Source organism: Cryptosporangium sp. NPDC051539, assembly GCF_044454545.1.
Lineage (GTDB): Bacteria > Actinomycetota > Actinomycetes > Mycobacteriales > Cryptosporangiaceae > Cryptosporangium.
On the sequence record NZ_JBITDV010000002.1, the window covers coordinates 200,997 to 223,833 of the forward strand.

General features: G+C 71.5%; 23 protein-coding genes. 13 read left to right on the forward strand and 10 right to left on the reverse strand.

What is annotated here, in order from left to right:
• Positions 1–11 precede the first annotated feature (11 nt).
• Entirely contained in the window at positions 12–1,214 is a 1,203-nt protein-coding gene (gene nadA, locus ACIBZJ_RS06885; protein WP_395926407.1) for a quinolinate synthase NadA, read from the reverse strand.
• 113 nt (positions 1,215–1,327) lie between these two features.
• On the opposite strand from nadA, the gene ACIBZJ_RS06890 reads away from it, so the two are divergent.
• The 3 genes from ACIBZJ_RS06890 (at position 1,328) to ACIBZJ_RS06900 (ending at position 4,049) form a co-directional block, all read left to right on the forward strand.
• Positions 1,328–2,449, forward strand: coding sequence for a glycerate kinase (locus ACIBZJ_RS06890; protein ID WP_395926410.1), 1,122 nt, complete (start codon positions 1,328–1,330; stop codon positions 2,447–2,449).
• Positions 2,450–2,543: 94 nt separating this feature from the next.
• Positions 2,544–2,918 carry a HesB/IscA family protein gene (locus ACIBZJ_RS06895; protein ID WP_395926412.1) on the forward strand — a complete coding sequence of 125 codons (375 nt, stop codon included), beginning with the start codon at positions 2,544–2,546 and terminating at the stop codon, positions 2,916–2,918.
• A gap of 153 nt (positions 2,919–3,071) precedes the next feature.
• Complete coding sequence (locus ACIBZJ_RS06900; RefSeq protein ID WP_395926415.1) at positions 3,072–4,049, forward strand: carbohydrate kinase family protein; 978 nt, start codon at positions 3,072–3,074, stop codon at positions 4,047–4,049.
• Between the two features lie 112 nt (positions 4,050–4,161).
• Here the strand turns inward: ACIBZJ_RS06900 and ACIBZJ_RS06905 are convergent, their stop codons facing one another.
• Together ACIBZJ_RS06905 and ACIBZJ_RS06910 are read right to left on the reverse strand one after the other, a co-directional pair.
• Complete coding sequence (locus tag ACIBZJ_RS06905) at positions 4,162–4,356, reverse strand: sulfurtransferase TusA family protein (protein WP_395927734.1); 195 nt, start codon at positions 4,354–4,356, stop codon at positions 4,162–4,164.
• Positions 4,357–4,385: 29 nt separating this feature from the next.
• On the reverse strand, positions 4,386–5,543 hold the full coding sequence (locus ACIBZJ_RS06910; RefSeq protein ID WP_395926417.1) for a cysteine desulfurase family protein: 1,158 nt from the start codon (positions 5,541–5,543) through the stop codon (positions 4,386–4,388).
• Positions 5,544–5,674: 131 nt separating this feature from the next.
• Between ACIBZJ_RS06910 and coxB the strand changes: the two genes are divergently transcribed.
• Both coxB and ACIBZJ_RS06920 read left to right on the forward strand, forming a co-directional pair.
• Positions 5,675–6,580: a cytochrome c oxidase subunit II gene (gene coxB / locus ACIBZJ_RS06915; RefSeq protein ID WP_395926419.1), complete on the forward strand. Its 906-nt coding sequence runs from the start codon at positions 5,675–5,677 to the stop codon at positions 6,578–6,580.
• A 13-nt stretch (positions 6,581–6,593) separates the two neighbouring features.
• Positions 6,594–7,010 (forward strand): cytochrome c oxidase subunit 4, encoded by a 417-nt coding sequence (locus ACIBZJ_RS06920; RefSeq protein ID WP_395926421.1) that lies wholly within the window; start codon positions 6,594–6,596, stop codon positions 7,008–7,010.
• Between the two features lie 178 nt (positions 7,011–7,188).
• Here ACIBZJ_RS06920 and ACIBZJ_RS06925 read toward each other — a convergent pair whose 3' ends face one another.
• The 4 genes from ACIBZJ_RS06925 to ACIBZJ_RS06940 all read right to left on the reverse strand — a co-directional run bounded on the left by ACIBZJ_RS06925 (position 7,189) and on the right by ACIBZJ_RS06940 (position 10,610).
• Positions 7,189–7,956 (reverse strand): nucleotidyltransferase domain-containing protein, encoded by a 768-nt coding sequence (locus tag ACIBZJ_RS06925; RefSeq protein ID WP_395926423.1) that lies wholly within the window; start codon positions 7,954–7,956, stop codon positions 7,189–7,191.
• A 188-nt stretch (positions 7,957–8,144) separates the two neighbouring features.
• On the reverse strand, positions 8,145–9,185 hold the full coding sequence (gene trpD / locus ACIBZJ_RS06930) for an anthranilate phosphoribosyltransferase (RefSeq protein WP_395926425.1): 1,041 nt from the start codon (positions 9,183–9,185) through the stop codon (positions 8,145–8,147).
• Positions 9,182–9,604 carry a hypothetical protein gene (locus ACIBZJ_RS06935; RefSeq protein WP_395926427.1) on the reverse strand — a complete coding sequence of 141 codons (423 nt, stop codon included), beginning with the start codon at positions 9,602–9,604 and terminating at the stop codon, positions 9,182–9,184. The genes trpD and ACIBZJ_RS06935 overlap by 4 nt, the downstream gene beginning before the upstream one ends.
• A gap of 55 nt (positions 9,605–9,659) precedes the next feature.
• On the reverse strand, positions 9,660–10,610 hold the full coding sequence (locus ACIBZJ_RS06940) for a cytochrome c oxidase assembly protein (RefSeq protein ID WP_395926429.1): 951 nt from the start codon (positions 10,608–10,610) through the stop codon (positions 9,660–9,662).
• Positions 10,611–10,866: 256 nt separating this feature from the next.
• On the opposite strand from ACIBZJ_RS06940, the gene ACIBZJ_RS06945 reads away from it, so the two are divergent.
• From ACIBZJ_RS06945 to ACIBZJ_RS06960, 4 genes are read left to right on the forward strand one after another with little or no spacing between them, the layout of a single operon-like run.
• Complete coding sequence (locus tag ACIBZJ_RS06945) at positions 10,867–11,415, forward strand: heme-copper oxidase subunit III (protein WP_395927736.1); 549 nt, start codon at positions 10,867–10,869, stop codon at positions 11,413–11,415.
• 49 nt (positions 11,416–11,464) lie between these two features.
• Positions 11,465–12,271: a c-type cytochrome gene (locus tag ACIBZJ_RS06950; RefSeq protein ID WP_395926431.1), complete on the forward strand. Its 807-nt coding sequence runs from the start codon at positions 11,465–11,467 to the stop codon at positions 12,269–12,271.
• Positions 12,268–13,338, forward strand: a complete 1,071-nt coding sequence (locus tag ACIBZJ_RS06955) for a ubiquinol-cytochrome c reductase iron-sulfur subunit (RefSeq protein WP_395926433.1) — start codon at positions 12,268–12,270, stop codon at positions 13,336–13,338. Before ACIBZJ_RS06950 ends, ACIBZJ_RS06955 begins: the two co-directional genes overlap by 4 nt.
• A complete protein-coding gene (locus tag ACIBZJ_RS06960) occupies positions 13,338–14,948 on the forward strand; it encodes a cytochrome bc complex cytochrome b subunit (protein ID WP_395926435.1) in 1,611 nt (536 codons plus the stop codon). Before ACIBZJ_RS06955 ends, ACIBZJ_RS06960 begins: the two co-directional genes overlap by 1 nt.
• Before the next feature lie 64 nt (positions 14,949–15,012).
• On the opposite strand, the gene ACIBZJ_RS06965 is transcribed toward ACIBZJ_RS06960, so the two are convergent.
• From ACIBZJ_RS06965 to ACIBZJ_RS06975, 3 genes are all read right to left on the reverse strand, one after another.
• The gene (locus ACIBZJ_RS06965) at positions 15,013–15,297 is read right to left on the reverse strand and encodes an Lrp/AsnC family transcriptional regulator (protein ID WP_395926437.1); all 285 of its coding nucleotides are present in this window, start codon (positions 15,295–15,297) and stop codon (positions 15,013–15,015) included.
• A complete protein-coding gene (locus ACIBZJ_RS06970) occupies positions 15,294–15,848 on the reverse strand; it encodes an NUDIX hydrolase (protein WP_395926439.1) in 555 nt (184 codons plus the stop codon). The genes ACIBZJ_RS06965 and ACIBZJ_RS06970 overlap by 4 nt, the downstream gene beginning before the upstream one ends.
• A gap of 213 nt (positions 15,849–16,061) precedes the next feature.
• On the reverse strand, positions 16,062–17,849 hold the full coding sequence (locus tag ACIBZJ_RS06975) for a DEDD exonuclease domain-containing protein (protein WP_395926441.1): 1,788 nt from the start codon (positions 17,847–17,849) through the stop codon (positions 16,062–16,064).
• 111 nt (positions 17,850–17,960) lie between these two features.
• Between ACIBZJ_RS06975 and ACIBZJ_RS06980 the strand changes: the two genes are divergently transcribed.
• The 4 genes from ACIBZJ_RS06980 to ACIBZJ_RS06995 all read left to right on the forward strand — a co-directional run bounded on the left by ACIBZJ_RS06980 (position 17,961) and on the right by ACIBZJ_RS06995 (position 22,820).
• The gene (locus ACIBZJ_RS06980; protein WP_395926443.1) at positions 17,961–19,331 is read left to right on the forward strand and encodes an NYN domain-containing protein; all 1,371 of its coding nucleotides are present in this window, start codon (positions 17,961–17,963) and stop codon (positions 19,329–19,331) included.
• A gap of 122 nt (positions 19,332–19,453) precedes the next feature.
• On the forward strand, positions 19,454–19,675 hold the full coding sequence (locus tag ACIBZJ_RS06985) for a hypothetical protein (protein ID WP_395926445.1): 222 nt from the start codon (positions 19,454–19,456) through the stop codon (positions 19,673–19,675).
• Positions 19,676–20,121: 446 nt separating this feature from the next.
• Positions 20,122–21,699, forward strand: coding sequence for a M48 family metallopeptidase (locus tag ACIBZJ_RS06990; protein ID WP_395926447.1), 1,578 nt, complete (start codon positions 20,122–20,124; stop codon positions 21,697–21,699).
• Positions 21,696–22,820 (forward strand): glycosyltransferase family 4 protein, encoded by a 1,125-nt coding sequence (locus ACIBZJ_RS06995; protein ID WP_395926449.1) that lies wholly within the window; start codon positions 21,696–21,698, stop codon positions 22,818–22,820. The genes ACIBZJ_RS06990 and ACIBZJ_RS06995 overlap by 4 nt, the downstream gene beginning before the upstream one ends.
• The last annotated feature ends 17 nt before the right edge of the window (positions 22,821–22,837 follow it).

Below are 22,837 nucleotides of genomic sequence, written 5' to 3' on the forward strand. Positions count from 1 at the left end.
CTCGGTCGGCGTCATCCCGGAAGGGCTAGCATCTGATCGAGCGCAACCCGGGCGAAGTAGGCGGTTTCGGAATCGACCGTGATCCGGTTGACGACCTCGCCACGCGCGAGCGACTCCAGCGTCCACACCAGGTGCGGCAGATCGATCCGGTTCATCGTCGAGCAGAAGCACACCGTGCGGTCGAGGAACACGATCGTCTTGTCAGGGTGTGCGAGGGCCAGGCGGCGGACCAGGTTCAGCTCGGTGCCGATCGCCCAGGCCGAGCCGGCCGGCGCCGCGTCGAGCGTCTTGATGATGAACTCGGTCGAGCCGACCAGATCGGCCGCCGTGACGACCTCGTGCCGGCACTCGGGGTGCACGAGCACGTTGACGCCGGGGATCCGGTCGCGGACGTCGTGCACCGACTCGAGCGTGAACCGGCCGTGCACCGAGCAGTGCCCGCGCCAGAGGATCATCGTCGCGTCGCGGAGCTGCTGGGGGGTGAGCCCGCCGCCCGGCCGGTGGGGGTCGAACAGCACGCAGTCGTCCAGGCCCAGGCCCAGCTCCAGGACCGCGGTGTTCCGGCCGAGGTGCTGGTCGGGCAGGAAGAGGACCTTCTCGCCCTGGGTGAACGCCCAGTCGAGCGCCTTCTTCGCGTTGGACGACGTGCAGATCGTGCCGCCGTGGCGTCCGGTGAACGCCTTGATCGCGGCCGAGGAGTTCATGTAGCTGACCGGCACCGTGGTGCCGGCGACACCGGCGTCCTCCAGGACCTCCCAGGCCTCGTCGACCTGCTGGTCGGTAGCCATGTCGGCCATCGAGCAGCCGGCGCCCAGGTCGGGAAGGATCACGCTCTGGGAGTCGCCGGTGAGGATGTCGGCCGACTCGGCCATGAAGTGCACACCGCAGAAGACGATGTACTCGGCGTCCGGACGCGCAGCGGCGTCCTTCGCGAGCTTGAACGAGTCGCCGGTCACGTCGGCGAACTGGATGACCTCGTCGCGCTGGTAGTGGTGGCCGAGCACGAAGGCGCGGTCACCGAGGGCTTCGCGCGCGGCGCGCGCCCTCGCGACGAGGTCGGGGTCGGAAGCGGCGGGCAGGTCACCCGGGCAGTCGACGCCACGCTCCGAGGCGGGGTCGCTGCCCCGGCCGAGCAGCAGTAACGCAGCGGCGGTGGGGGACGGCTCGGCGAATCCCCGGGCGGTGAGGGCCGGAAGTCCGAGGTCGGTGGTCACGTTCTCTCCGATCGACGCGCATTACCGCGGTGTTAACCATCGTGGCACCGATTGGTCTCCCAGCCAGTGGTGCTGATCACTCTGAGAAGAACTTGATACGGCACCATAAACGCATGCGCGTACTGGTGGCACCGGATTCGTTCGGCGGCACGCTCTCGGCCGAGCAGGCCGCGGCGGCGATCGCGACCGGCTGGGGGCGGGAAAAACCCGGCGACACGGTGGTGACCCGCCCGCTCTCCGACGGCGGCCCCGGCCTGGTCGAGGTCGTCAGAGCGACGCTCGGCGGCTCGCTGGTGCCGGTCCGGGCCCGCGGTCCCCGGATGGAGCCGCTGGAGGCGTCGTTCCTGCTGCTGGACGACGTCGCGTACCTGGAGTGCGCGACCGTGGCCGGGCTGCAACTGGTGCCGGCCGCGGAGCGCGACCCCAAGGTCACGACCACCTACGGCCTGGGGCTGCTGCTGGCCGCCGCCGTCGAGTCCGGGGCCCGCTCGGTCGTCGTCGGGCTGGGCGGCAGCGTCACCAACGACGGGGGTGCGGGGCTGCTGGCCGCCCTGGGCGCCGGGCCGGTGGGGGTCTCCGGCACTGCGCTGCCGCCGGGAGGGGCCGCGCTGCGGGCCTGCGAAGGGCTGGCGGGCGTCCCGGCGCTGCGGGGCGTCGAGATCGTCGCGGCGACCGACGTCGACAACCCGCTGACCGGGATCCACGGGGCATCGGCGATCTACGGGCCGCAGAAGGGTGCCTCCGACAACGACGTCCAGGTCCTGGACCTGGCGCTTTCGCGCTGGGGCGAGATCCTGGTCCGCGACCTGCCCGGCTGCCCGCCGGACGTCGCCTCGCTGCCGGGCGCGGGCGCGGCCGGCGGGCTCGGAGTGGCGTTGCTCGCACTCGGCGGCCGCCGGGAGGCCGGAATCGCGCTCGTCCGCCGGCTGATCGGCTTCGACTCCGCGGTCGCCGACGCCGACCTCGTCATCACCGGCGAAGGCTCGTTCGACTACCAGTCGCTCCGCGGAAAAGTGGTCTCCGGGGTCGCGGCGGCGGCCTCCGAGCACGGTGCGCCCTGCGTCGTTCTGGCTGGTCAGGTCAAGGTCGGACGCCAGGAGGCGGCCGCGGCGCACGTGGACGAGGCGCGCTCGCTGGTCGAGCAGGCCGGCTCGGTGGACCGCGCGATGAACCAGGCCGAGGACGTCCTGATCGAGCTGGCCGCGCGGACGGCCAAGGACTGGAGCCGGTCCTGATCGGTTCTCGAAAGTTTGTGCAACCATGGGGAATGGACGCCGGGAAGACTCTGGTTGTCCCGGTAGTTGACCAGCGACACAACGGGAGCCGACTGTGACCGTCTCCGAGACCACCCACGAGCACGCCCCGACTGAGCCTGCAGCCGACGGCGTTCTCCTGACCGACGGCGCCGCCAGCAAGGTCAAGGCACTGCTCGACCAGGAGGGCCGGGACGACCTGCGTCTGCGCATCGCCGTGCAGCCGGGTGGCTGTTCCGGTTTGCGTTACCAGCTCTTCTTCGACGAGCGCTCGCTCGACGGCGACACGATTCTCGACTTCAGTGGCGTCGAGGTCGCGGTCGACCGGATGAGCAAGCCCTACCTGGGCGGCGCGACGATCGACTTCGTCGACACGATCGAGAAGCAGGGCTTCACGATCGACAACCCGAACGCGACCGGGTCGTGCGCCTGCGGCGACTCGTTCCACTAAGTTTCGACGCGACGGCGTCCACTCACCGAATCTTCGGTGGTGGACGCCGTTTCGTGTGCATTAGGCTGTTCGCCGTTTGGTCACCGTGTGGTTCTCTCAGCGCCCGGGTAAGGGCGCGGTGCCCCTTTCTTAGCCGGATGGAGACAACCCCGGATGAAAATTGCTGTCACCGGGTCGATCGCGACCGACCACCTCATGCACTTCCCGGGGCGATTCGCCACCCAGCTGATGCCGGATCAGCTCGACCGCGTCTCGCTCTCGTTCCTCGTCGACGACCTGGTCGTCCGTCGCGGCGGGGTGGCCGCCAACATCGCGTTCGGCATGGGTCAGCTCGGCCTGCGGGGGATCCTGGTCGGGGCGGTCGGCAACGACTTCGCCGACTACCGGTCGTGGCTCGAGCGGCACGGCGTCGACTGCGACTCCGTGCACGTGTCGGAGTACGCGCACACCTCGCGCTTCGTCTGCACGACCGACGACGACATGTGTCAGATCGCGTCGTTCTACGCCGGTGCGATGAGCGAGGCCCGGAACATCGAGCTCGGCCCGATCGACCGCCGGGTGGGCGGGCTCGACCTGGTGCTGATCGGGGCCAACGACCCCGAGGCGATGGTGCGTCACACCGCCGAGTGCCGTCAGCGGGGGCTGCGATTCGCCGCCGACCCGTCGCAGCAGCTCGCGCGGATGACCGGTGACCAGGTGCGGCAGCTGATCGACGGCGCCGCGTTCCTGTTCACGAACGAGTACGAGAAGACGCTGCTCGAGTCGAAGTCCGGGTACAGCCAGGACGAGATCCTCGACCGGGTCGAGATCCGGGTGACCACGCTCGGCAAGGACGGCGTCGAGATCGTCGGTCACTCGGTGGGGCGCATCCACGTGGCCTGCGCGACCGAGGCGGCCAAGGCCGACCCGACCGGCGTGGGAGACGGCTTCCGGGCCGGGTTCCTCACCGCGCTGTCGTGGGGGCTGGACCTGCGGCGGGCGGCCGAGGTCGGCAACCTGCTGGCGACGTACGTCCTCGAGACCGTGGGGACGCAGGAGTACTCCGTCGACAACGCCGAGTTCGTCAAGCGCCTCGGCATCGACTACGGCCACGAGGCGGCCGAAGAGGTCGCCTCGTATCTGGGCAAGTAGCGCGCTTCGCGAAGACCCCCGCCCCCGCCGGGGGTCTTCGCGGCCCGAGCGCGTGCCCGTGGTGCGGCTGCGTGGCCGTGGTGCGGCTGCGTGGGCGTTGGGCGGCGGCGGGTCAGGCGCGGCGCACGTCGAAGGCCGGGGCGCCGTCGGAGTCGGCCGGACCCACGAACTCCTGGCCCCGCATCCGGCACCAGGCCGGGATGTCCACCCGGGCGGCCGGGTCGTCGGCGAGGACTCGGACGACGCCACCGATCGGCACGTCCCCGATCCGGCGGGCCAGCTCGATGACCGGGAGCGGGCAGCGCATCCCGCGGCAATCCAGCGTGAGCTCCGGGGTCACAGGCCCGTCACCCCCGCAGTTGCCCGGAGATCGGCGACGATCCCGGGGAGTTCGGCCAGGAAACGGTCGACGTCGGCATCCGAGACGCCCGCGTGCAGCGACACCCGCACGTTGCCGTGCGACAGCACCCCCATCGCCTCCAGCACGTGCGACGGCGACAACGTCGACGACGTGCACGACGACCCGGACGACACCGCGAACCCCCGTGCGTCCAGCGCGTGCAGCAGCGCCTCACCGTCCACGTAGAGGCACGAGAACGTGACCAGGTGGGGCAGCCGCTCCGTGGGGTGCCCCACCACCTCCACGTCGGGCACGGTCGCCGCCACCCGCTCCCGGATCCGGTCGACCAGCGCGGACAGCCGCGCGCCCTCGGCCGGAGCGTTCGACGAAACGGCCCGGAGCGACGCGGCCGCCGCCACGATCGCCGGCAGGCTCAGCGCCCCGGGCGCACGCCCGCGCTCCCGTTCGTCGGCCGGGCCCGGCGGGACCCACCGCGTTCCGGTCCGGATCACCAGCACCCCCACGCCCGCCGGGCCGCCCCATTTCCGCGCGCTCCCGCTCAGCGTCGCCCAGCCCGGAGGCACCGGCGAACGGCCCAGCGACTGCGCAGCGTCCACATGCAGGGGGACGCCGGCCGAGGCGCACGCGGCAGCCACTGACGCGACCGGCTGCACCGTCCCGACCTCGTGGTTCGCGCTCATCAGCGCGGCCAGCGCGACGCCGGGCGCGCGGACCGCCTCGGCGAAGGCCGACGTGGACACCCGTCCCGAGCGGTCGACCTCGACCGGCACCGACGAGCCGTCCCAGGACGCCGCAGCGTGCAGCACCGCGGAGTGCTCGACGGCAGAGTGGACGAACGTGGAACCCACCCTCCGGCGTCCGGCCAGCCCGCCGAGAATCGCGTGGTGGACGGCCACCGTGCCGTTGGCGCAGAACGAGACCTCGTCCGGCCGGGCCCCGACCACCTCGGCCACGACGGCCCGGGCAGCGTCGAGCAGCTGGGAGGCCCGCCGCGCCTCGGTGTAGAGCCGCGCGGGATCGGCCCAGCCGTCCTCCATCGCGGCGGCGAACGCCTGCTTGGCGACCGGGTGCAACGGCACCGCGGTGGCCGCGTCGAAGTACGTCCGTACTGAAGGCGCTGCGGCGTCGGACACGTCCGGAAACGCTACCCCGGCGCGTCGCCTACCCCTGCGGGTCGCCGCACCGGGGGTCCAGTAGTCTACGTTCGGTCGAAGATGAGACCCGACTGGCAGTACGCGTCGGGCGCCGATGAGGAGGGCGACTGGTGGGGGCGAAGAACCCGTCAGCGAGTGCCGAACGTCGTACCCGGCGATTCGGTCGGGCCGGCCGCGCGGCCGCCGTCACCGGCATTGCCGGTGCCTCGGCGTTGCTGCTCTCCGGCTGCTCCACCGAAGAAGTGCTCCGGTTCGGATGGCCGAAGGGGATCACCCCGCAGGCCGACCAGATGATGGATCTCTGGACCGGATCGGTCATCGCCGCGCTCGCCGTCGGCGTGTTCGTCTGGGGCCTGATCTTCTGGGCGGTGATCCGCTACCGCAAGAAGAGCGACGAGCTGCCCACGCAGACCCGCTTCAACTTGCCGATCGAGATCCTGTACACGGCGGTCCCGTTCCTGATCATCGCGGTGCTCTTCTACTACACCGCGATCGTTCAGACGTTCGTCGACAAGCAGAAGGCGAACCCGGACGTCACGGTCTCGGTCGTCGCGTTCAAGTGGAACTGGCAGTTCCTCTACCCGGAGGAGCTCGACACCGACCGGCAGCCGATCGGCACACTGGGCTCGACCGACCAGGTTCCGATCCTGGTCGTGCCGACCGGTGAGCGGATCCGGTTCGTGGAGACCTCCAACGACGTCATCCACTCGTTCTGGGTGCCGGCGCTGCTGTTCAAGCGCGACGTGATCCCGGGCCGGACGAACTCGTTCGAAGCGTCGATCAACAAGGGCGAGGAAGGTGCGTACGTCGGCCGCTGCGCCGAGCTGTGCGGCACGTACCACGCGAACATGAACTTCGAGCTCCGCGCGGTGACGTCGGAGAAATTCGACCAGTTCATCACCGAGAAGAAGGCCGGTAAGTCGACCTACGACGCGCTCCAGGCCATCGGGGAGTCGCCGACCGCGACGACCACGCGCCCGTTCAAGACCAAGCGCGACTCGCGTCAGCCGAGCTAGGAGCTAGCGACTCATGAAGAGCGAATCCAGGATCTTCAACCTGCTCGCGGCGTTCCTGGTGGCGATGGCGGTCGTCTACTACTTCTGGACCAAGGGCAGCTCGTACCACACCGACTGGGTCGGGACGACCGCGCTCGTGCTGTCGGCGGTGCTGTGCGGGATGTGCGGCCAGTTCTTCTCGCTGGTCGCGCGGCGGATCGAGGCTCGTCCGGAAGACCGGTCGGACGCGGACATCTCCGAGGGCGCGGGCGACCTGGGGTTCTTCAGCCCGGGGAGCTACTGGCCGTTCGGTATCGCGGTCTCCGCGACCACGGCCGGGCTGGGCCTCGCGTACTGGTTCCCGTGGCTGATCGCCCTGGGCGGCGCCGCCGTCCTGCTGACCGTCAGCGGCCTCCTGTTCGAGTACTACACCAAACCCGGCGAGCACTAAAGCTACGGCGCCCGCCGACACGAACCGCCCCCCGCGAGGGGGCGGTTTTGTTTGTGTCGTGACGTGGAGCCCGTCCAGAACGGCGCTGGCAGTCGAGCGGCCCGACGTCGTGGCCCTGGGCATGCCGCCTCAAGGAGGGCCGCTCGCCTGTCAGCGCCGTTCTTGGGCGGGCCGCCCACTAGGCAGCGTGTTGGGCGGCCCAGGCTAGTTCGGCGGCGGAGCGGACCACGGCGAGCTGGTCGGCGTTCAGGTAGGGCTCCACTACCGGCGAGAGCTGGGCGTAGAGGCCCAGGGCGGCTCGGCAGGAGTCGGCCAGCTGCTCGCCCCGCAGGCCCAGCGCGGAGTCTTGCGAGCGGCGCCAGGCCGGCCCCATCGCGTCGGCGACCAGGTCGAACAGCTGGTGCTCGCTCGCGTACAGGATCCGGTGGTGCACCGCCGCGACGAAGGGTAACCGCGTCGCGAGCCGGTTCCGGGTCACCGCCGCCGTCGTCCGGCGCCCCGCGGCCAGCGACCCCACGAGCCGCTGCACGACCTCGGCCCGGCCGGTCATCTGCCCGGCGATCCAGGCCCGCCGGTGTCCCTCGATGTCGGACCACCGCCACGCGCCGGCCTCTTGCGAGAGCTCGTTCGCGGTGCCGTCCGCGTCGTGCAGTATCACCGCGGCCCGCCACCCGGGCACCGTGCTCCCGGCGAGTTTCGGGTCGGCGAACGAGGCCCGCACCGCGTCGGCCGAGCGCCACGACACCGACATGAGCAGGCCACCGAGCTGCCGGTGGATGTACTCCGGGCCGTTGCCGAGTGCGACCAGATCGACGTCGCTGTGCTCGTGCGCGTCGCCCCGGCTCTGGCTACCGAGCAGGACGACACCACTGGTTCCGTCGGCGACGAGATCCGCTACGGTCGCCGCCACCGCGGCGGCTACCCGCGGGGGGAGAGGGGGCGGCACGGGGTAAGTGTCCCATCGGGGTCCGGTCTGACGGAACGTTTCGTCAGCATTTCTTCACGTGCTGTCAGCAACTGTCCGCGTGATGTTCGCACGGGGCTCACCTGCGACAACGCTAGTTGGTCCTCGCCGGGGCCGGGACGTTGTATTCGTCACGTCCCTGGCCGAACGGCCGGTAGATTCCGGGGGGCTCAGGCCTCGGTCGCGACCGCGATCCAGCGGTCCAGAACGGCACCGGCCGCCCCCGAATCGACCGACTCGGCGACCCGCTCGAGACCGGCCAGCAGCGACGCTTCCAGGCCGCCGGGGAACCGGTCGAACGCGGCGACCGCGGCGGCCGCGTTCACCAGGACGGCGTCCCGGACCGGGCCGCGCTCACCGGCGAACACCGCGCGGGCCACCTTGGCGTTGAACGCCGCGTCGGCGCCGCGCAGATCCTCCCGGGAGGCGCGCGGGATGCCCAGGTCGGCCGCGTCCACCAGCGTTTCGGTCACGGCGCCGTCGGCGACCAGCCAGATGCGGGTCGGCGCGGTCGTCGTGAACTCGTCCAGGCCGTCCTCGCCGCGCATCACCAGCGCGGACGCGCCCCGCTGGGCGAAGACCCCGGCCATCACCGGGGCCATCCGTTCGTTCGCGCAGCCCACCGCGCTGGCGCGGACGCGGCCCGGGTTGGTCAGCGGCCCGAGGAAGTTGAAGAACGTGGGGACGCCCATCTCTTTGCGGGCCACACCGGCGTGCCGCAGGCCCGGGTGGTAGGTCGGGGCGAAGCAGAACGCGATCCCGGCCTCCCGGACGCATTCCGCCGCCCGCGCGGGCGTCATCGTGATCGGGACGCCGAGGTATTCCAGCAGGTCAGCGGCGCCGGTACTACTCGAGGCGGCCCGGTTGCCATGCTTGACGACCGGGATACCGGCACCGGCCACGACGATCGCGGCCATCGTCGAGATGTTGACCGTGTGGGCCTGGTCGCCGCCCGTGCCGACGACGTCGACGGCGTCCGGAGAGACGTCGATCGGAGTGGCGGCCTCGAGCATCGCGGAGACCAGCCCGGTGACTTCCTCCGCGGTCTCACCCTTGGCCCGCAGCGCCATCGCGAACGCGGCGATCTGCACCGGGGTGGCGTCACCGGACATGACCTGACCCATCGCCCAGCCGGTCTGCGCGGGCGCGAGGGAGTCCCCGGCCAGCAGCGTGTTGAGCAGGAGGGGCCAGGTCTGGGTCGGGCCGGTCATCGGGCCGCGGGCAGCGAACCGAGCTGCCGTCGCAGGACCTCGGCGACGGTCGAGGCCGCGGCGACCGGGTCGAGCGGGTGCGACAGCACCGCGTCGGCTTCGGCCCAGGTCGCCAGCCACTTGTCGACCTTGCGCGCCAGCACGAGACAGACCGGCGGGCAGTCGTCCACCTCGTTCTTGAGCTGACGGGAGATGCCCATGCCGCCGGTGGGCCAGGCTTCGGCGTCCAGGAGGAGCAGGTCGATGCCACCGGCGTCGGTGAGTTCGACGACCTCCTCGCCGGTGCCGGCCTCGACCCAGGTGATCGGACCGATGTCGGCCGCGGGCCGGCGGCCGATGGCCATCCGGATCCGCTCGCGGACGGCCGCGTCATCGCTGTAGACGAGAACGGTCGCGGGCGAGGCACTGGCAGGGGTCATGAGGGCTGGGCTCCCAACGTGCGACGGACGCGTCGAGCGGATCGTAGCGCTGCGCTTATGCCTGGGGGGTCGCCCCTCCCGCGGAGCGGGCGGGTGCGCTGTCCGCGGACCGGGCGGAGGTGCTGTCCGCGGCGCGGGCGGGTGTGCTGTCCGCGGAGCGGGCGGCCAGGCGGGCCAGCCGGGCGTTGTACGCGTCCAGCGCGTTGTCCTCACCGGTCGTGCGGTCGAGCTGGCGGTCGATGCGGGCCGCGGTCCGCTCGTCCGAGCGGATCCACTGGGTGACGAACGCGGCCAGCATCAGCAGGCTGATGATGTCGCCCGACGACCAGAGCAGGCCGCCGCCGATCTGCTGGTCGGACGCCGGGTCGATCCAGCTCAGGTGCAGGCCCTCGTAGTAGGAGGTCGCGATCCGGCCCGCCATCTGCATGATGATGACGCCGAGGACCGCGTGCAGCGGCATCGAGATGATCATCATCAGCGCCCGCGCCGGGTAGGGCCAGCGGATCGGGAGCGGGTCGAGGCCGATCAGCGGCCAGAAGAACAGCGAGCCGACGACCAGGAAGTGCACGTGCGTGAACTCGTGCAGCCAGGTGCTGGTGAGCGTGGCCGGATACCAGCCGGAGAGGTAGAGCGCGTACGGCGTCGCGATGAAGAACGCGAACGCGATCAGCGGGTGGCTGATCAGCCGGAAGTAGCGGCTGTGCAGGAACGCGAGCAGCGCTTTCCGGCTGCGCGCGGGCAGCGTGCGCAGCGCGAGCGTCACCGGCGCGCCGAGCGCCATCAGGATCGGCGCCACCATGGCCAGCAGCATGTGCTGGATCATGTGGGCGCTGAACAGCGTGTCGTCGTACGTGCCGAGGCCGGAGAGCGTCGCGATCGCGATCACGCCGAGCCCGCCGGGGACGAACGCGAGTGTTCGTCCGATCGGCCATCGGTCACCGCGGGTCCGCAGCTTGTGGACGGCGTAGAGGTAGAGCCCCGCGACGACGACCAGGGCGATCGCCATCCACTGATCGGGGTTCGCGGAAGTGAACAGCGTTGCCGGGGTGAACTTCGGAAGTTCGCCGGGGGAGGTTGCAGCGCTGGTCAGAGCGAGGGTTTGACTCGTCGCGGACAACACCGTTCCACCTTAGGCCGAAATCTACGACACGACGTAGGCACCCGGTGCGTGCGCTGGGATTGGCGCGGGACATAATGCTCCCGTGACGACGGCCACGACCAGTTTCGAGAAGAGCCAGATCCACTCGCTGACCCGGCCGAACATGGTCAGTGTCGGGACGATCGTGTGGCTCTCCAGCGAGCTCATGTTCTTCGCGGCTCTGTTCGCGATGTACTTCTCGATCCGAGCCTCCGGCCCGGGTCAACGCCTCTGGGCGGAAGAGACACAGATCCTGAACGTCCCGTACGCGGTGGTGTTCACGGTGATCCTCGTGCTCTCGTCCGTGACCTGTCAGATGGGCGTGTTCCGAGCCGAGGTCGGCGACGTGTACGGGCTGCGGCGCTGGTTCGCGCTGACGTTCGTGATGGGGCTGATCTTCGTTCTCGGCCAGGCGAACGAGTACCGCAACCTGGTCCACGAGGGCGTCACGATCCAGGCCAACGGCTACGGGACGATGTTCTACCTGACGACCGGGTTCCACGGCCTGCACGTCATCGGCGGCTTGATCGCGTTCCTCCTGATGATGGGCCGGAGCACGCTGGGCCGGTTCACACCGGCCCAGGCCACCAGCGCCATCGTCGTCTCGTACTACTGGCACTTCGTCGACGTGGTGTGGATCGGCCTCTGGGCCACGATCTACCTCGTCAAATGACGTCGCCCGCGCAGTGCACGACTGGTTCCCCGACCGACAAGGTGAATCCATGACCGCCTCCGCCGCCGCCAAAATGGGCGGCCGGATTCGAAAGCGAGCCGGGCAGCGCGCCGGCCGCGCCGGGCGCTTGGCCGTCCTGGTCCTGGCGCTCGGTCTGTTCGGCAGTGCCTACGCGGCGTTCGCGCCGTCCGGCCAGGCCGAAGACACGACCAGCTCGATCGCGGTCCGTGAAGGGCAGAAGCTCTACAACGAGAGCTGCATCACCTGCCACGGCCGCAACGCGCAGGGCGTGCAGGACCGGGGGCCCAGCCTGATCGGCGTCGGCTCCGCCTCGGTCGACTTCCAGGTGTCGACCGGCCGCATGCCGGCCGCGCGCCAGGAGGCTCAGGTCTCGCGCAAGCAGCCGGCCTTCAACGACGAGCAGACCGACCAGCTAGCCGCCTACATCCAGTCGATCGGCGGCGGCCCGCAGATCCCGGACGGCGACCTGCGCGGTGACGAAGCCCTCGGCGGCGAGCTGTTCCGGGTGAACTGCTCGTCCTGCCACGCGTTCTCCTCGAACGGTGGTGCGCTCTCCTCCGGGAAGTACGCGCCGTCGATGAAGGAGTCGACCGACAAGCAGCTGTACGCGGCCATGCTGACCGGCCCGCAGAACATGCCGGTCTTCGGCGACAACCAGCTCTCGCCGGACGAGAAGAAGGCGATCATCGCCTACGTCCAGACGCAGAAGTCCGACGCCGACCCGGGCGGCTGGGGCATCGGCCGGACCGGCCCGGTGCCGGAGATGGTCATCATCTTCGCGGTGGGCATCGTGGTGTGTCTGTTCGGGGCGCTGTGGATTGCGGGTAAGTCATGAGTGACTCTCAAAAACTGGGAACGGACGACTCCGCGACTTCGGAATTCGACCCGAAGGACCCGACGCTGACCCAGTTCGACCTGGTGCGCGAAGGGGCCCGGCGGGACGGCGTCGAGATCGTCCACTACCAGCCGCGTTTCGCGGTGGCCGGCACCAAGCGGGAGAAGCGGGTCGAACGCGTGATCGCGTTCCTGCTGCTGCTCGCCGGCCTCTCGGCGGCGGCGTTCGTCGGGTTCTATCTGTTCTGGCCGTACGACTACAAGCAGGGCTACCACCTCGACAAGCTGTACACGCCGCTGCTCGGCTTCACGATGGGCCTCGCGCTCTTCGCGCTCGGTGCGGCGATCATCGTCTGGGTCAAGAAGCTGATGCCGGAGGAGGTGGCGGTCCAAGACCGCCACGACAACAATCCCGACCTGGTCGAGCGGCAGCTGACCGCCGCGACGCTGATGAGCGCGGTCGAGGAGACCGGCATCAAGCGGCGCCCGCTGCTCAAGGGCGCGCTGGCGCTCGGGGCGGCGCCGCTCGGCGTCATGCTGGTCATGCCGCTGGGCGCGCTGATCAAGGACCCGCACAGCGACGACGAGCCGCTGTTCCACACCGGGTTCAAGGAAGGCGTCCGACTGGTCCGTCTGGACGGCACGCCGATCCGGCCGGGCGAGGTCTCGGCGGGTGGCCTGGAGACGGTGTTCCCGGGCATCCCCGAGGGCACCACGCTCAAGTACGCGGACTCGCCGACGCTCCTCATCCACCTGCGGGACGACGACGCGGCTGACTTCAAGCCCCGCAAGGGCTACGAGAACGCGCACTACGGCAACTACTTCGCCTACTCGAAGATCTGCACCCACGCGGGTTGCCCGGCGAGCCTGTTCGAGCAGCAGACGAACCGGCTGCTCTGCCCGTGCCACCAGTCGCAGTTCGACGTGAAGGACAGCTGCCGGCCGATTTTCGGTCCCGCCACCAGGCGGCTTCCGCAGCTTCCTATTACCGTGGACAACGAGGGCTTCTTCGTCGCGAAGAGCGACTTCTTGGAAGCCGTCGGGCCGGCCTTCTGGGAGCGTCCGTAATGCCACTGCTGCCAACGATCAAACCCGCCGCTGTCGGCACCTGGGCCGACGACCGGTTGGAAGCCTCGACTCCGCTCCGGCGCGTCTTCAACAAGGTCTTCCCCGACCACTGGTCGTTCATGCTGGGCGAGATCGCGCTGTACTCGTTCATCGTCCTGTTGCTGAGCGGCACGTTCCTGACGCTGTTCTTCACCCCTTCGCCGACCGAGACCGTCTACGACGGGGTCTACACGCGGCTGCAGGGCGTGGAGATGTCGAAGGCCTACGACTCGGCGCTGAACATCTCGTTCGAGGTCCGCGGCGGTCTGGTCATGCGCCAGATCCACCACTGGGCGGCGCTGCTGTTCGTCTCGGCGATGCTCGTCCACATGTTCCGGACGTTCTTCACCGGCGCGTTCCGGCGTCCGCGTGAGCTCAACTGGGTCATCGGCGTCACGCTGTTCGTGCTGGGCATGTTCGAGGGCTTCCTCGGCTACTCGCTCCCGGACGACGGATTGTCCGGCACCGGCCTGCGCATCGCGTCGGCGATCATCTACTCGATCCCGGTGATCGGTACCTGGGTCTCGTTCGCGCTCTTCGGCGGCGAGTTCCCGGGTGAGTTCATCATCGAGCGCTTCTACATCATCCACGTGCTGATCCTTCCGGCCGCGATCCTCGGCCTGGTGGCGGCGCACATGGGCCTGCTGGTGAAGCAGAAGCACACCCAGTTCCCCGGCCCGGGGCGGACCGAGCAGAACGTCGTCGGCCACCGGATGTTCCCGGGCTTCGCGGCCAAGGCCGGCGGCTTCTTCATGCTGGTGTTCGGCGTCATCGCGGCGCTGGGCGGCCTGGTCCAGATCAACCCGATCTGGCTGTTCGGCCCGTACCAGGCGGCGGTCGTCTCGGCCGGTTCGCAGCCCGACTGGTACATGATGTGGCTCGACGGCGCCGTGCGTCTGATGCCGGCCTGGGAGTTCCGCAGCTTCGGCTACACGATCCCGGCGATGTTCTGGCCGTCGGTCGTCCTGGCCGGGGCCATGTTCACGCTCGCCGGTGCCTACCCGTGGCTCGAACAGAAGTTCATGAAGGACCGCGGGCACCACAACCTGCTCCAGCGGCCGCGTGACGCGCCCGCGCGGACGGGCCTGGGCGCGATGGCGATCGGCTTCTTCATCGTGCTGCTGCTGTCGGGCGGCAACGACATCATCGCCGACAAGTTCGACATCAGCCTCAACGCGACGACCTGGGCGGGCCGGATCGGCCTGTTCATCGTCCCGCCGATCGCGTACTTCGTCACGTACCGCATCTGCCTCGGCCTGCAGCAGCACGACCGGGAGGTGCTGGCCCACGGTGTGGAGTCGGGCGTGATCCGGCGGCTGCCGTCCGGCCAGTTCATCGAGGTCCACCAGCCGCTCGGCCCGGTGGACGAGCACGGCCACAGCCACCTGGAGTACCAGGGCGCCGCCGTTCCGAAGAAGATGAACAAGCTGGGTGCCGGCGGGCGCGCGGTGCGTGGCTTCTTCTTCCCGGTCGAGAAGCCGGAGGACGCGGCGACGCCGGCGCTGGGCTCGCGGGAGGACTCCGACAAGGCCCTCTCGGGCGCGTCGGCCTCCGACGACGGCAACTACTAGTCCCCACGCACGAAGGCCCCGCCGATGGCGGGGCCTTCGTCGTGTGCGGGGATTCCTGGGTCTACTACTCGGACTCGAGGCCGATGGAGAAGGCCGCGTCCAGGTCGTGGCGGGAGTAGGCGCGGAACGCGATGTGCGTCTCGGTGTCGACGATGCCGGGGACCTTGTTGATCCGTCCCGCGATGACCTCGGCGATCTCCTCGAACCGGGTGACCCGCACGATCGCGATCAGGTCGACGTTGCCCGCGGTGGAGTACACCTCGCTGACGCCCGGCAGGTCGGCGAGCGTCTGCGCCACCTCGGGGATCGAGTCGGTCTCGCAGCTGATCATGACGATCGACGTGATCATGGGGACTCCTCTGGCTCGGTGACAGCGTAGTTGGGGCGCTCGGGAGTGCCCTCGCCGGACACGAGGCCCGCGCGGCCCAGCAGCCGGAACGTCGGGCCGGTCAGCGGGGGCAGCGCGTCCAGCGAGTACCACTGCGCTTCCTGGATCTCGACGCCGTCGACCTGCACCTCGGTGGCGTCCGAGTCGACCGTGGCGGTGAACACCATGTCGATCTCCTGGACCCACGGGTTGACGTGCGCGTTCGGCACGATCGGGGTGAGGGCCTCGGACGGCAGCGCGACGCCGGTCTCTTCGCGCAGCTCGCGGGCGCCGCCGTCGCGCGGGTGCTCGTGCTTGTCGAGCAGGCCGCCGGGCAGGGACCAGCCCGGCTGCGGCGGCTGCTGGAGCAGCAGGAGGCGGTCGTCGTGATCGCGCAGGAGGACGACCGAGCCGATCGTGTAGTTCGGCGTCCCGAGGCGGACGATCGGCCGGCGGACCTTCGGCGGGAGCCGCCGGAACACCTGGATGGCCCGGCGGAGCACCGCCTTGCGTGCGGTGCGGTAGGAACCCATGGTTCGACAGATTAGAGCGGGCCCGGGAACGCGCCGACCACCGCCCGGCGGGTGCTCCCCGCGGGTGGAGGCGGCGGCCTTCGGGCCGCGGGCATCCGGATCCGGCGGCTGTTCCCGTCGGGGCGCTCGCGGCCGGCGGGCCCGAGGGCGGTGGGGCCGAGGGCGGTGGGGCCGAGGGCGGTGGGGCCGAGGGCGGTGGGGCCGACGGCGGCGTCAGACCGCGGTGCGGGCCGGGCGGGACTCCGGGCGTAGGCGGCGGCGGTCTTCTAGCGGGTCGGAGCCGTGGCGACCGACCTCGATGCGGCTCAGCAGGTCGGACCACCGCCCGGCCCCGCGCGCGGGCGAGGACCACACCGTGTCGACCCGCACCAGCCGCACCTCCGGCCGCTCCACCCAGGCCAGCACCCGCTCGACCTCCTCCAGGTGAACGCCGTCGGTGGCCGGATCACGCACCACGGTCTCGGCCGACGCCACGAGCTGATCGACGATCGGCATCGGCGGCACACCGCGGCCCGCGACCCCGGCCGCCGCGAGCCGACCGAACCGCACCACGGAGATCTCCCAGCCGCCCTGCCCGTCGGCGCGCGCCGCCACCATCTCGGGCACCGAGCTGATCGCCCGGGTGCGCTGCGACCGGATCACCGCCCGCAGGAGCGTCGCCAGCCGGTTCCTGGCCGTCGCCGCATCCTCGTACCGCTGCGCGTCCGACAGCGTCTCGATGCGGGCCAGCAATCGCTGGACCAGGCGTGACGGGTCACCGTGGACGGCCTCGCGGAACGCCTCCGCGTGGCGTCCGTAGGCCTCGACCGAGACGCGGTGCTCGCACGGCGCCTCGCACTTGCGGATCTCGTAGAGGGCGCAGGCGGGCTTGGTCTTGCGCGTCGACAGCACGCCACCGCACTGGCGCAGCGGCAGGACGTCGTACACCGCGGTCGCGGCGGCCTCGGCCGAACGGCGGGACGAGAACGGGCCGAGGTACGCGGTGCCGTCGTCACGCGCCTGCCGCACGACCGAGAGCCGCGGGTACGCGTCGGTGGTCAGCCGGAGCCAGAGCCGCCGCTCGGGGTGCTTGGACCGGCGGTTGTACGGGGGCTTGTGCGCGGCGATCAGCCGCAGCTCACGCACTTCGGCCTCGAGCGAGTGCGCGCACACGATCGCCTCGATGCGCTCGGCCGCGTTGATCATCTCGGCCATCCGCGACCGCTGCTCGGACGAGACGAAGTACTGCCGGACCCGTGTGCGCAGATCTTTGCTGGTGCCGACGTAGAGCGGACGGTCGCGCGCGTCGCGGAACAGGTAGACGCCCGGTGCGCTCGGGACGCCGACCGCCAGGTGCCGCTTGCGCCGCTGTGGCTCGGAGACCTGCGTCGTGAACGTCTCGAGCTCTTCCAGCGTCTGGACGCCGAGATTGCCCAGCCGCTCCATCAGGCTGTGCAGTACGTGCACAGTGGCCTGCGCGTCGGCCAGCGCGCGGTGCACCGGCGTGGTGGGGGAGCGGAAGAACGCGGCGAGCGTGCTCAGCTTGCAGTTGCGGACCTCGTCGCGGCTCAGCGCGCGCCGGGCGATGACCGCGGTATCGACCTTGCGGAAGGCCGGCCAGACCTGGCCGTGCGCCTCGCAGGCGGCCTTCAGGTGGCTCAGATCGAACGGTGCGTTGTGGGCGACCAGCACCGAGCCCCGCGCGAACTCCAGAAAGGCCGGCAGCATCTCGGGGATCGACGGGGCCTGCGCCACCATCGCGTCGGTGATACCGGTGAGGACGGTGATGAACGGCGGGATGCCGATGCCGGGATCGACCAGCGTCTGGAACTCACCGAGTACCTCGCCGCCGCGAACCTTGACCGCACCGATCTCGGTGATCGCCGAGCCACCCGGTGCGCCGCCCGTCGTCTCCAGGTCGACGACCACGAACGTCGTCTCGCGGAGGGGCTGCCCGAGTTCGTCGAACGTCGACTGGACCCAGTGTTTTTGGGTCGCGGTCGACCCGCCGTGGTGTTGCATGGGCGAACCGTAGGGGCAACCCCCGACAAAACCGCGGGCCCTTGGGTTCACCAGGGCAGACGTGGTCCCGTGAGGCGCCAGTCGGAAGCGGAGAGTGGAAGACTGACAGGTGTGACCGCCGAGCACCACGGAACGGGCGGCGTACCGGACGAGGCCCCGGACGCCGCTTCGGATGCTGGGCCGGAACCGGCGCTTCCGGACGCCGTCCGGGCGCGGGTGGTCGCGCTCGCCGTCGACCTGTTCCCGACGCTCGGTGCGGACGTGCTGCCGGGCCCGCTCCGCCGGTTCGCGCACTTCACGCCCGCACGCCGGGCGAAGATGGCCGGGCCGAGCGTCGCCGCGCAGCTCACGGCCGATCCGGCGTTCCGCGAGCGGCTCGCCGAGAAGGCGGTCGAGGCCGCCGGTCCGCTCGGCGAGGCGGTGGTGGCGGGCACGCCGCCGGGCGCCGCCGACCCGGTCGAGGTGGCCGCGCTGGCCTACCTGGCCCGTCCCCGGCACTGGGCCGATCTGGTCGAGGCCGCGTCCGCGACGGTGGCTGCCGCGGCGGAGTCCGAGCAGGTCCAGGCAGCCAACCGGCAGATCGAACGGCTCACCGAGCAGCTCGAGCGGGCCCGGGTGAATGCCAAGGCCGACGCGGACAAGTTGCGGTCCGATCTGGCGGGCGTCCGAGCCGAGGCGGACGAGATGCGCGCTCGCGTCCGCGAGCTGGGCAAGGCACTGCGCGACTCCGAGCAGGACGTCCGGCGGCTCACCGAAGCGGTGTCGACCGAGCGGGGCCGGGTCGCGGCGCAGTCCAGCACGGCCGACGCCGAGATCCGCCGCCTGCGCAGCCGACTCGCGGACGCCGAGCGCGAGCGCGAGCAGGGCAAGTCCGCCAGCCGGGCCGGCCGGGCCACCGAAGACGCCCGGCTCTGGCTGCTGCTGGAGACGATCGGCAACGCGGCCCAGGGCCTGCGCCGCGAACTCGCGCTGGCGCCGCCCGACACGATGCCCGCCGACGCCGTCGCCGCCGAAGCGGCCGTCACGAGCACCCAGCCGAAGCCCGGTGGCAGCCGCCTCTGGGCCGCGGACGAGCCGGCCCGGCTCGACCAGTTGCTCGGGTTGCCGCGCGTGCACCTCGTCATCGACGGCTACAACGTCACCAAGACGGGTTTCCCCGAGCTGGCGCTGGAGCAGCAGCGGACGCGGCTGCTGGCCGGACTGGCGGGCCTCGCCGCCCAGACGAACGCCGAGATCACCGTCGTGTTCGACGGGGCGTCGCGGCTCGCCGTGGCGCCCGGCAGCCCGCGCGGCGTGCGGGTGATCTTCAGCCCGGCGGGCGTGACCGCCGACGAGGTCATCCGGCGGCTGGTGCGGGCCGAACCGGCCGGGCGTCCGGTGGTCGTGGTCTCCTCCGACAAGGAGGTCGCCGGCGGGATCCGGCGGTCCGGTGCCTATGCGGTGCCGTCGATCGTGCTGGTCAGGCGCTTGGACCGGGCTTAGCGCGGTTTTGTCGGACCCCCTGCTTACCGTGCGTGTGTAACGAGATGCACGGAAGGGAGGCGACGACAATGCTCATCGATTGCGACGCGTGTGGGGTTCGCGGCCCAGGCTGTGCCGACTGCGTGATCAGCGCGTTGGTCGGCGGCCCGCCGCCCGGCGTGGAGCTCGACCGGCTGCCGGCGGGGGTGGAGCTCGAGGAAGAGGAGAACGCCGCGCTGCTGGCGTTCGCCGCCGGCGGGATGGACCTGGAGTTCCTGTCGATCACGGCGTCCGACCCCGAGCGAGACAACGGGTGGCTCGGCGCTCGCCACGACGCCGAGGAGCGAGCCCGCCGCGCCGGCTGACGGTCGCCGCGCGTCACCGCGGCCCGCGAGGCCGGGCGCCGGCGGGGGTCCGGTGGGGCGGGGGTGCGGCGGCGCGGGGGTCCGGTGGCGCGGGGTTCGGTGGGGCGGGAGTCCGGTGGCGCGGAGGTCCGGTGGGGCGGGGATTCGGCGGTGCGGTGCGGTCCGGCGGTGCGGCGGTGTGGTGCGGTGCGGTCCGGCGGTGCGGCTAGGTGCCCAGGGCGCGGGCCAGGTGCCTAGGGCGCGCGGTGGTGCTTGGCGCGGTGCCCGGGGCGCGCTTGGTGCGGTGCCTGGGGTGCGCGGTGGTGCGGGGTGCGTCCGGTGGTTCGGCTCGTCCTGGGGCGCTGCGGCGGCTGCCGATCTCCGATCCGGTCGGGCTGCCTCAGCGCCACGCGAGTCGGGGCTCGGGCGCAGGACGGCGAGTTTCCTCCGGCTGCGAGAATCGACGCGTGTCCAGCCGCGTCGTCGCCCTGATCGCCTTCCTGATCCTCGGCGCCGCCACAGTGCTCACCGCCGGATTCCTCACCCCCTGGCGCACCGCCCCGGCCCCCGACGCGGGCGCCCCCGACGCCGGCCCTCCCGACCCCGGCACCTCCGGCACCCGCGCCCCCGCCGCCTCCGCCACCCCCGCCTCCGGCAGCCCCGCCTCCGGCAGCCCCGCCTCCGGCAGCCCCGCCTCCGGCAGCCCCGCCTCCGGCAGCCCCGCCTCCGGCACCCGCGCCCCCGGCAGCCCCGCCACCCCCGCCACCGGCAGCCCCGGCGCCAGCGCCTCCAGCACCAGCAGCCCCGGCGCCAGCGCCAGCGCCCCCGGCGCCAGCGCCCCCGGCGCCGGCGCTCCCGGCACCCGCGGCGGCGGCGCGCCCGACGCCTCCACCGACTTCAGCGACGCCGAGATCGCCCGCGGCAGCGCGTTCCGGGCCGCGGTGCGCCCCTGGTCGCTCAGCCGGCTGCTCGTCGGCCTGATCGTCGCCCTCGCGCTCGGGCTCACCCCGCTGGGCGCCCGCCTGATCGGCGCCGCCGCTCGGCCGCTGGGCGGCTCCTGGTGGGCCGAGGCACTCCTCGGCGGCCTCGTCCTCGGCCTGGTGGCCACGATCGCCACGCTGCCGCTCGCCGCGCGCACCGAGGTCCTGCTCCGCCGCTTCGGGCTCTCCACCCAGAACTGGGGCGGCTGGTTCGCCGACCAGGCCAAGGGCTGGGCGATCTCCGCGGTCCTCACCGCCGTCGTGACCCTGGTGCTGTTCGCGCTGATCCGCGCCACCCCGGACTGGTGGTGGACCTGGGCCGCAGCCGGCGCGGCCGCGTTCGTGTTCCTCGCGTCGTTCGCGTTCCCGGTACTGATCGAGCCGGTGTTCAACAAGTTCACCCCGATGCCCGACTCCGCGCTGCGCACGAGCATCCTGCAGCTCGCCGAACGCGACGGTGAGCCGGTGAAGGACGTCCTGATCGCGGACGCCTCCCGGCGGACCACCGCGCTCAACGCCTACGTCTCGGGCTACGGCGCCAGCCGCCGGATCGTCATCTACGACACGCTCCTGAAGGACGCTCCGCCCGACGAGATCGAGTCCGTCGTCGCCCACGAGCTCGGGCACGCGGTCGACGGCGACGTCGTCACCGGCACCGTCCTGGGCGCGCTGGGCGCGGCCGCCGCGGTCTGCGGGCTGGCGCTGCTCGGCGCCTGGAGTCCACTCCTGAAACGGGCGGGCGTCGACGACCTGACCGATCCGCGCTCGCTCGGGCTGCTGCTCGCGATCATCGCGGTGGTCGGGGCGCTCGCCACGCCGATGCAGGCCGTCGTCTCGCGCCGGATCGAGGCGCGCGCCGACGAGCACTCGCTGGAACTCACCCGAGACCCGGAGGCTTTCGTGTCGATGGAGCGCCGACTGGCTCTGCAGAACCGGGCGGACCTGCGTCCGAACCCGTTCTTCCAGTTCTGGTTCGGCACCCACCCGACCACTGTGGAGCGCATCGCGGCGGCCAGGGAGTTCGCCGCCCGCGAGCACCTCCCGATCCCGGGGCCGGCCCGGTGAAGACGCTGCTCGTCACGAACGACTTCCCGCCCCGCCCCGGCGGCATCCAGACTTTCGTCCACCAGCTGGCGGTGCGTCAGCCGGCGGATTCGCTGGTCGTCTACGCGTCCAGCTGGAAGGGTGCGGAGGAGTTCGACGCGCAGCAACCGTTTCCGGTCGTGCGCCACCCGTCCGAGCTGCTGATCCCCACGCCCGGAGCCGCGAAGCGGATCGTCGCCACGGCGCGGGAGCACGGATGCACCACGGCCTGGTACGGCGCGGCGGCGCCGCTGGGCCTGCTGGCGCCGACGCTGCGGAAGCGGGCCGGGGTGACCTGGCAGGTGGCGCAGACGCACGGGCACGAGGCCGGCTGGGCGGCGCTGCCGGGGGCGCGCCGGCTGCTCAGCCGGATCGCCGACGGCGTGGACGTGATCACGTACCTGGGGGCCTACACGCGCTCGAAGCTGGCCGGTCCGGTCGGGCATCGCGCGACGCTCGTCCACCTGCCCGGCGGCGTGAACACGGCCGAGTTCCACCCGGGTGTGGACGCGTCCGCCGTGCGCCGCCGGTACGGCATCCATGACCGGCCGACGATCGTCTGCGTGTCCCGGCTGGTGCCGCGCAAAGGCCAGGACCAGCTCATCCGTGCGCTGCCGGCGATCCGGAGCCGGGTCGAGGACGCGGCTCTGCTGCTGGTCAGCGGCGGGCCCTACCGGGAGACGCTGCAGAAGCTCGCCCACGAGCACGGCGTCGCCGACGACGTGAAGTTCACCGGCTCGGTGCCGTGGTCGGAGCTCCCGGCGCACTACGCGGCCGGTGACGTGTTCGCGATGCCGTGCCGCACCCGCCGCCGCGGCCTGGACGTCGAAGGGCTCGGGATCGTCTACCTGGAAGCGTCGGCGACCGGGCTGCCGGTGATCGCGGGCGACTCCGGGGGAGCGCCGGACGCGGTGCTGGAAGGCGAGACCGGCTACGTGGTGGGCGGCCGCGACCTCGACGCGCTCGTCGAACGGGCCGTCGAGCTGCTGGCCGACCCGGAACGGGCCCGCACGATGGGCAAGGCCGGCCGCGACTGGGTCGAGCGCGACTGGCACTGGGACACGCTCGCGGCCAGGATGACGCAGTTGCTCAGCGGCCCCTGAGGGCCGCTGAGCACGAC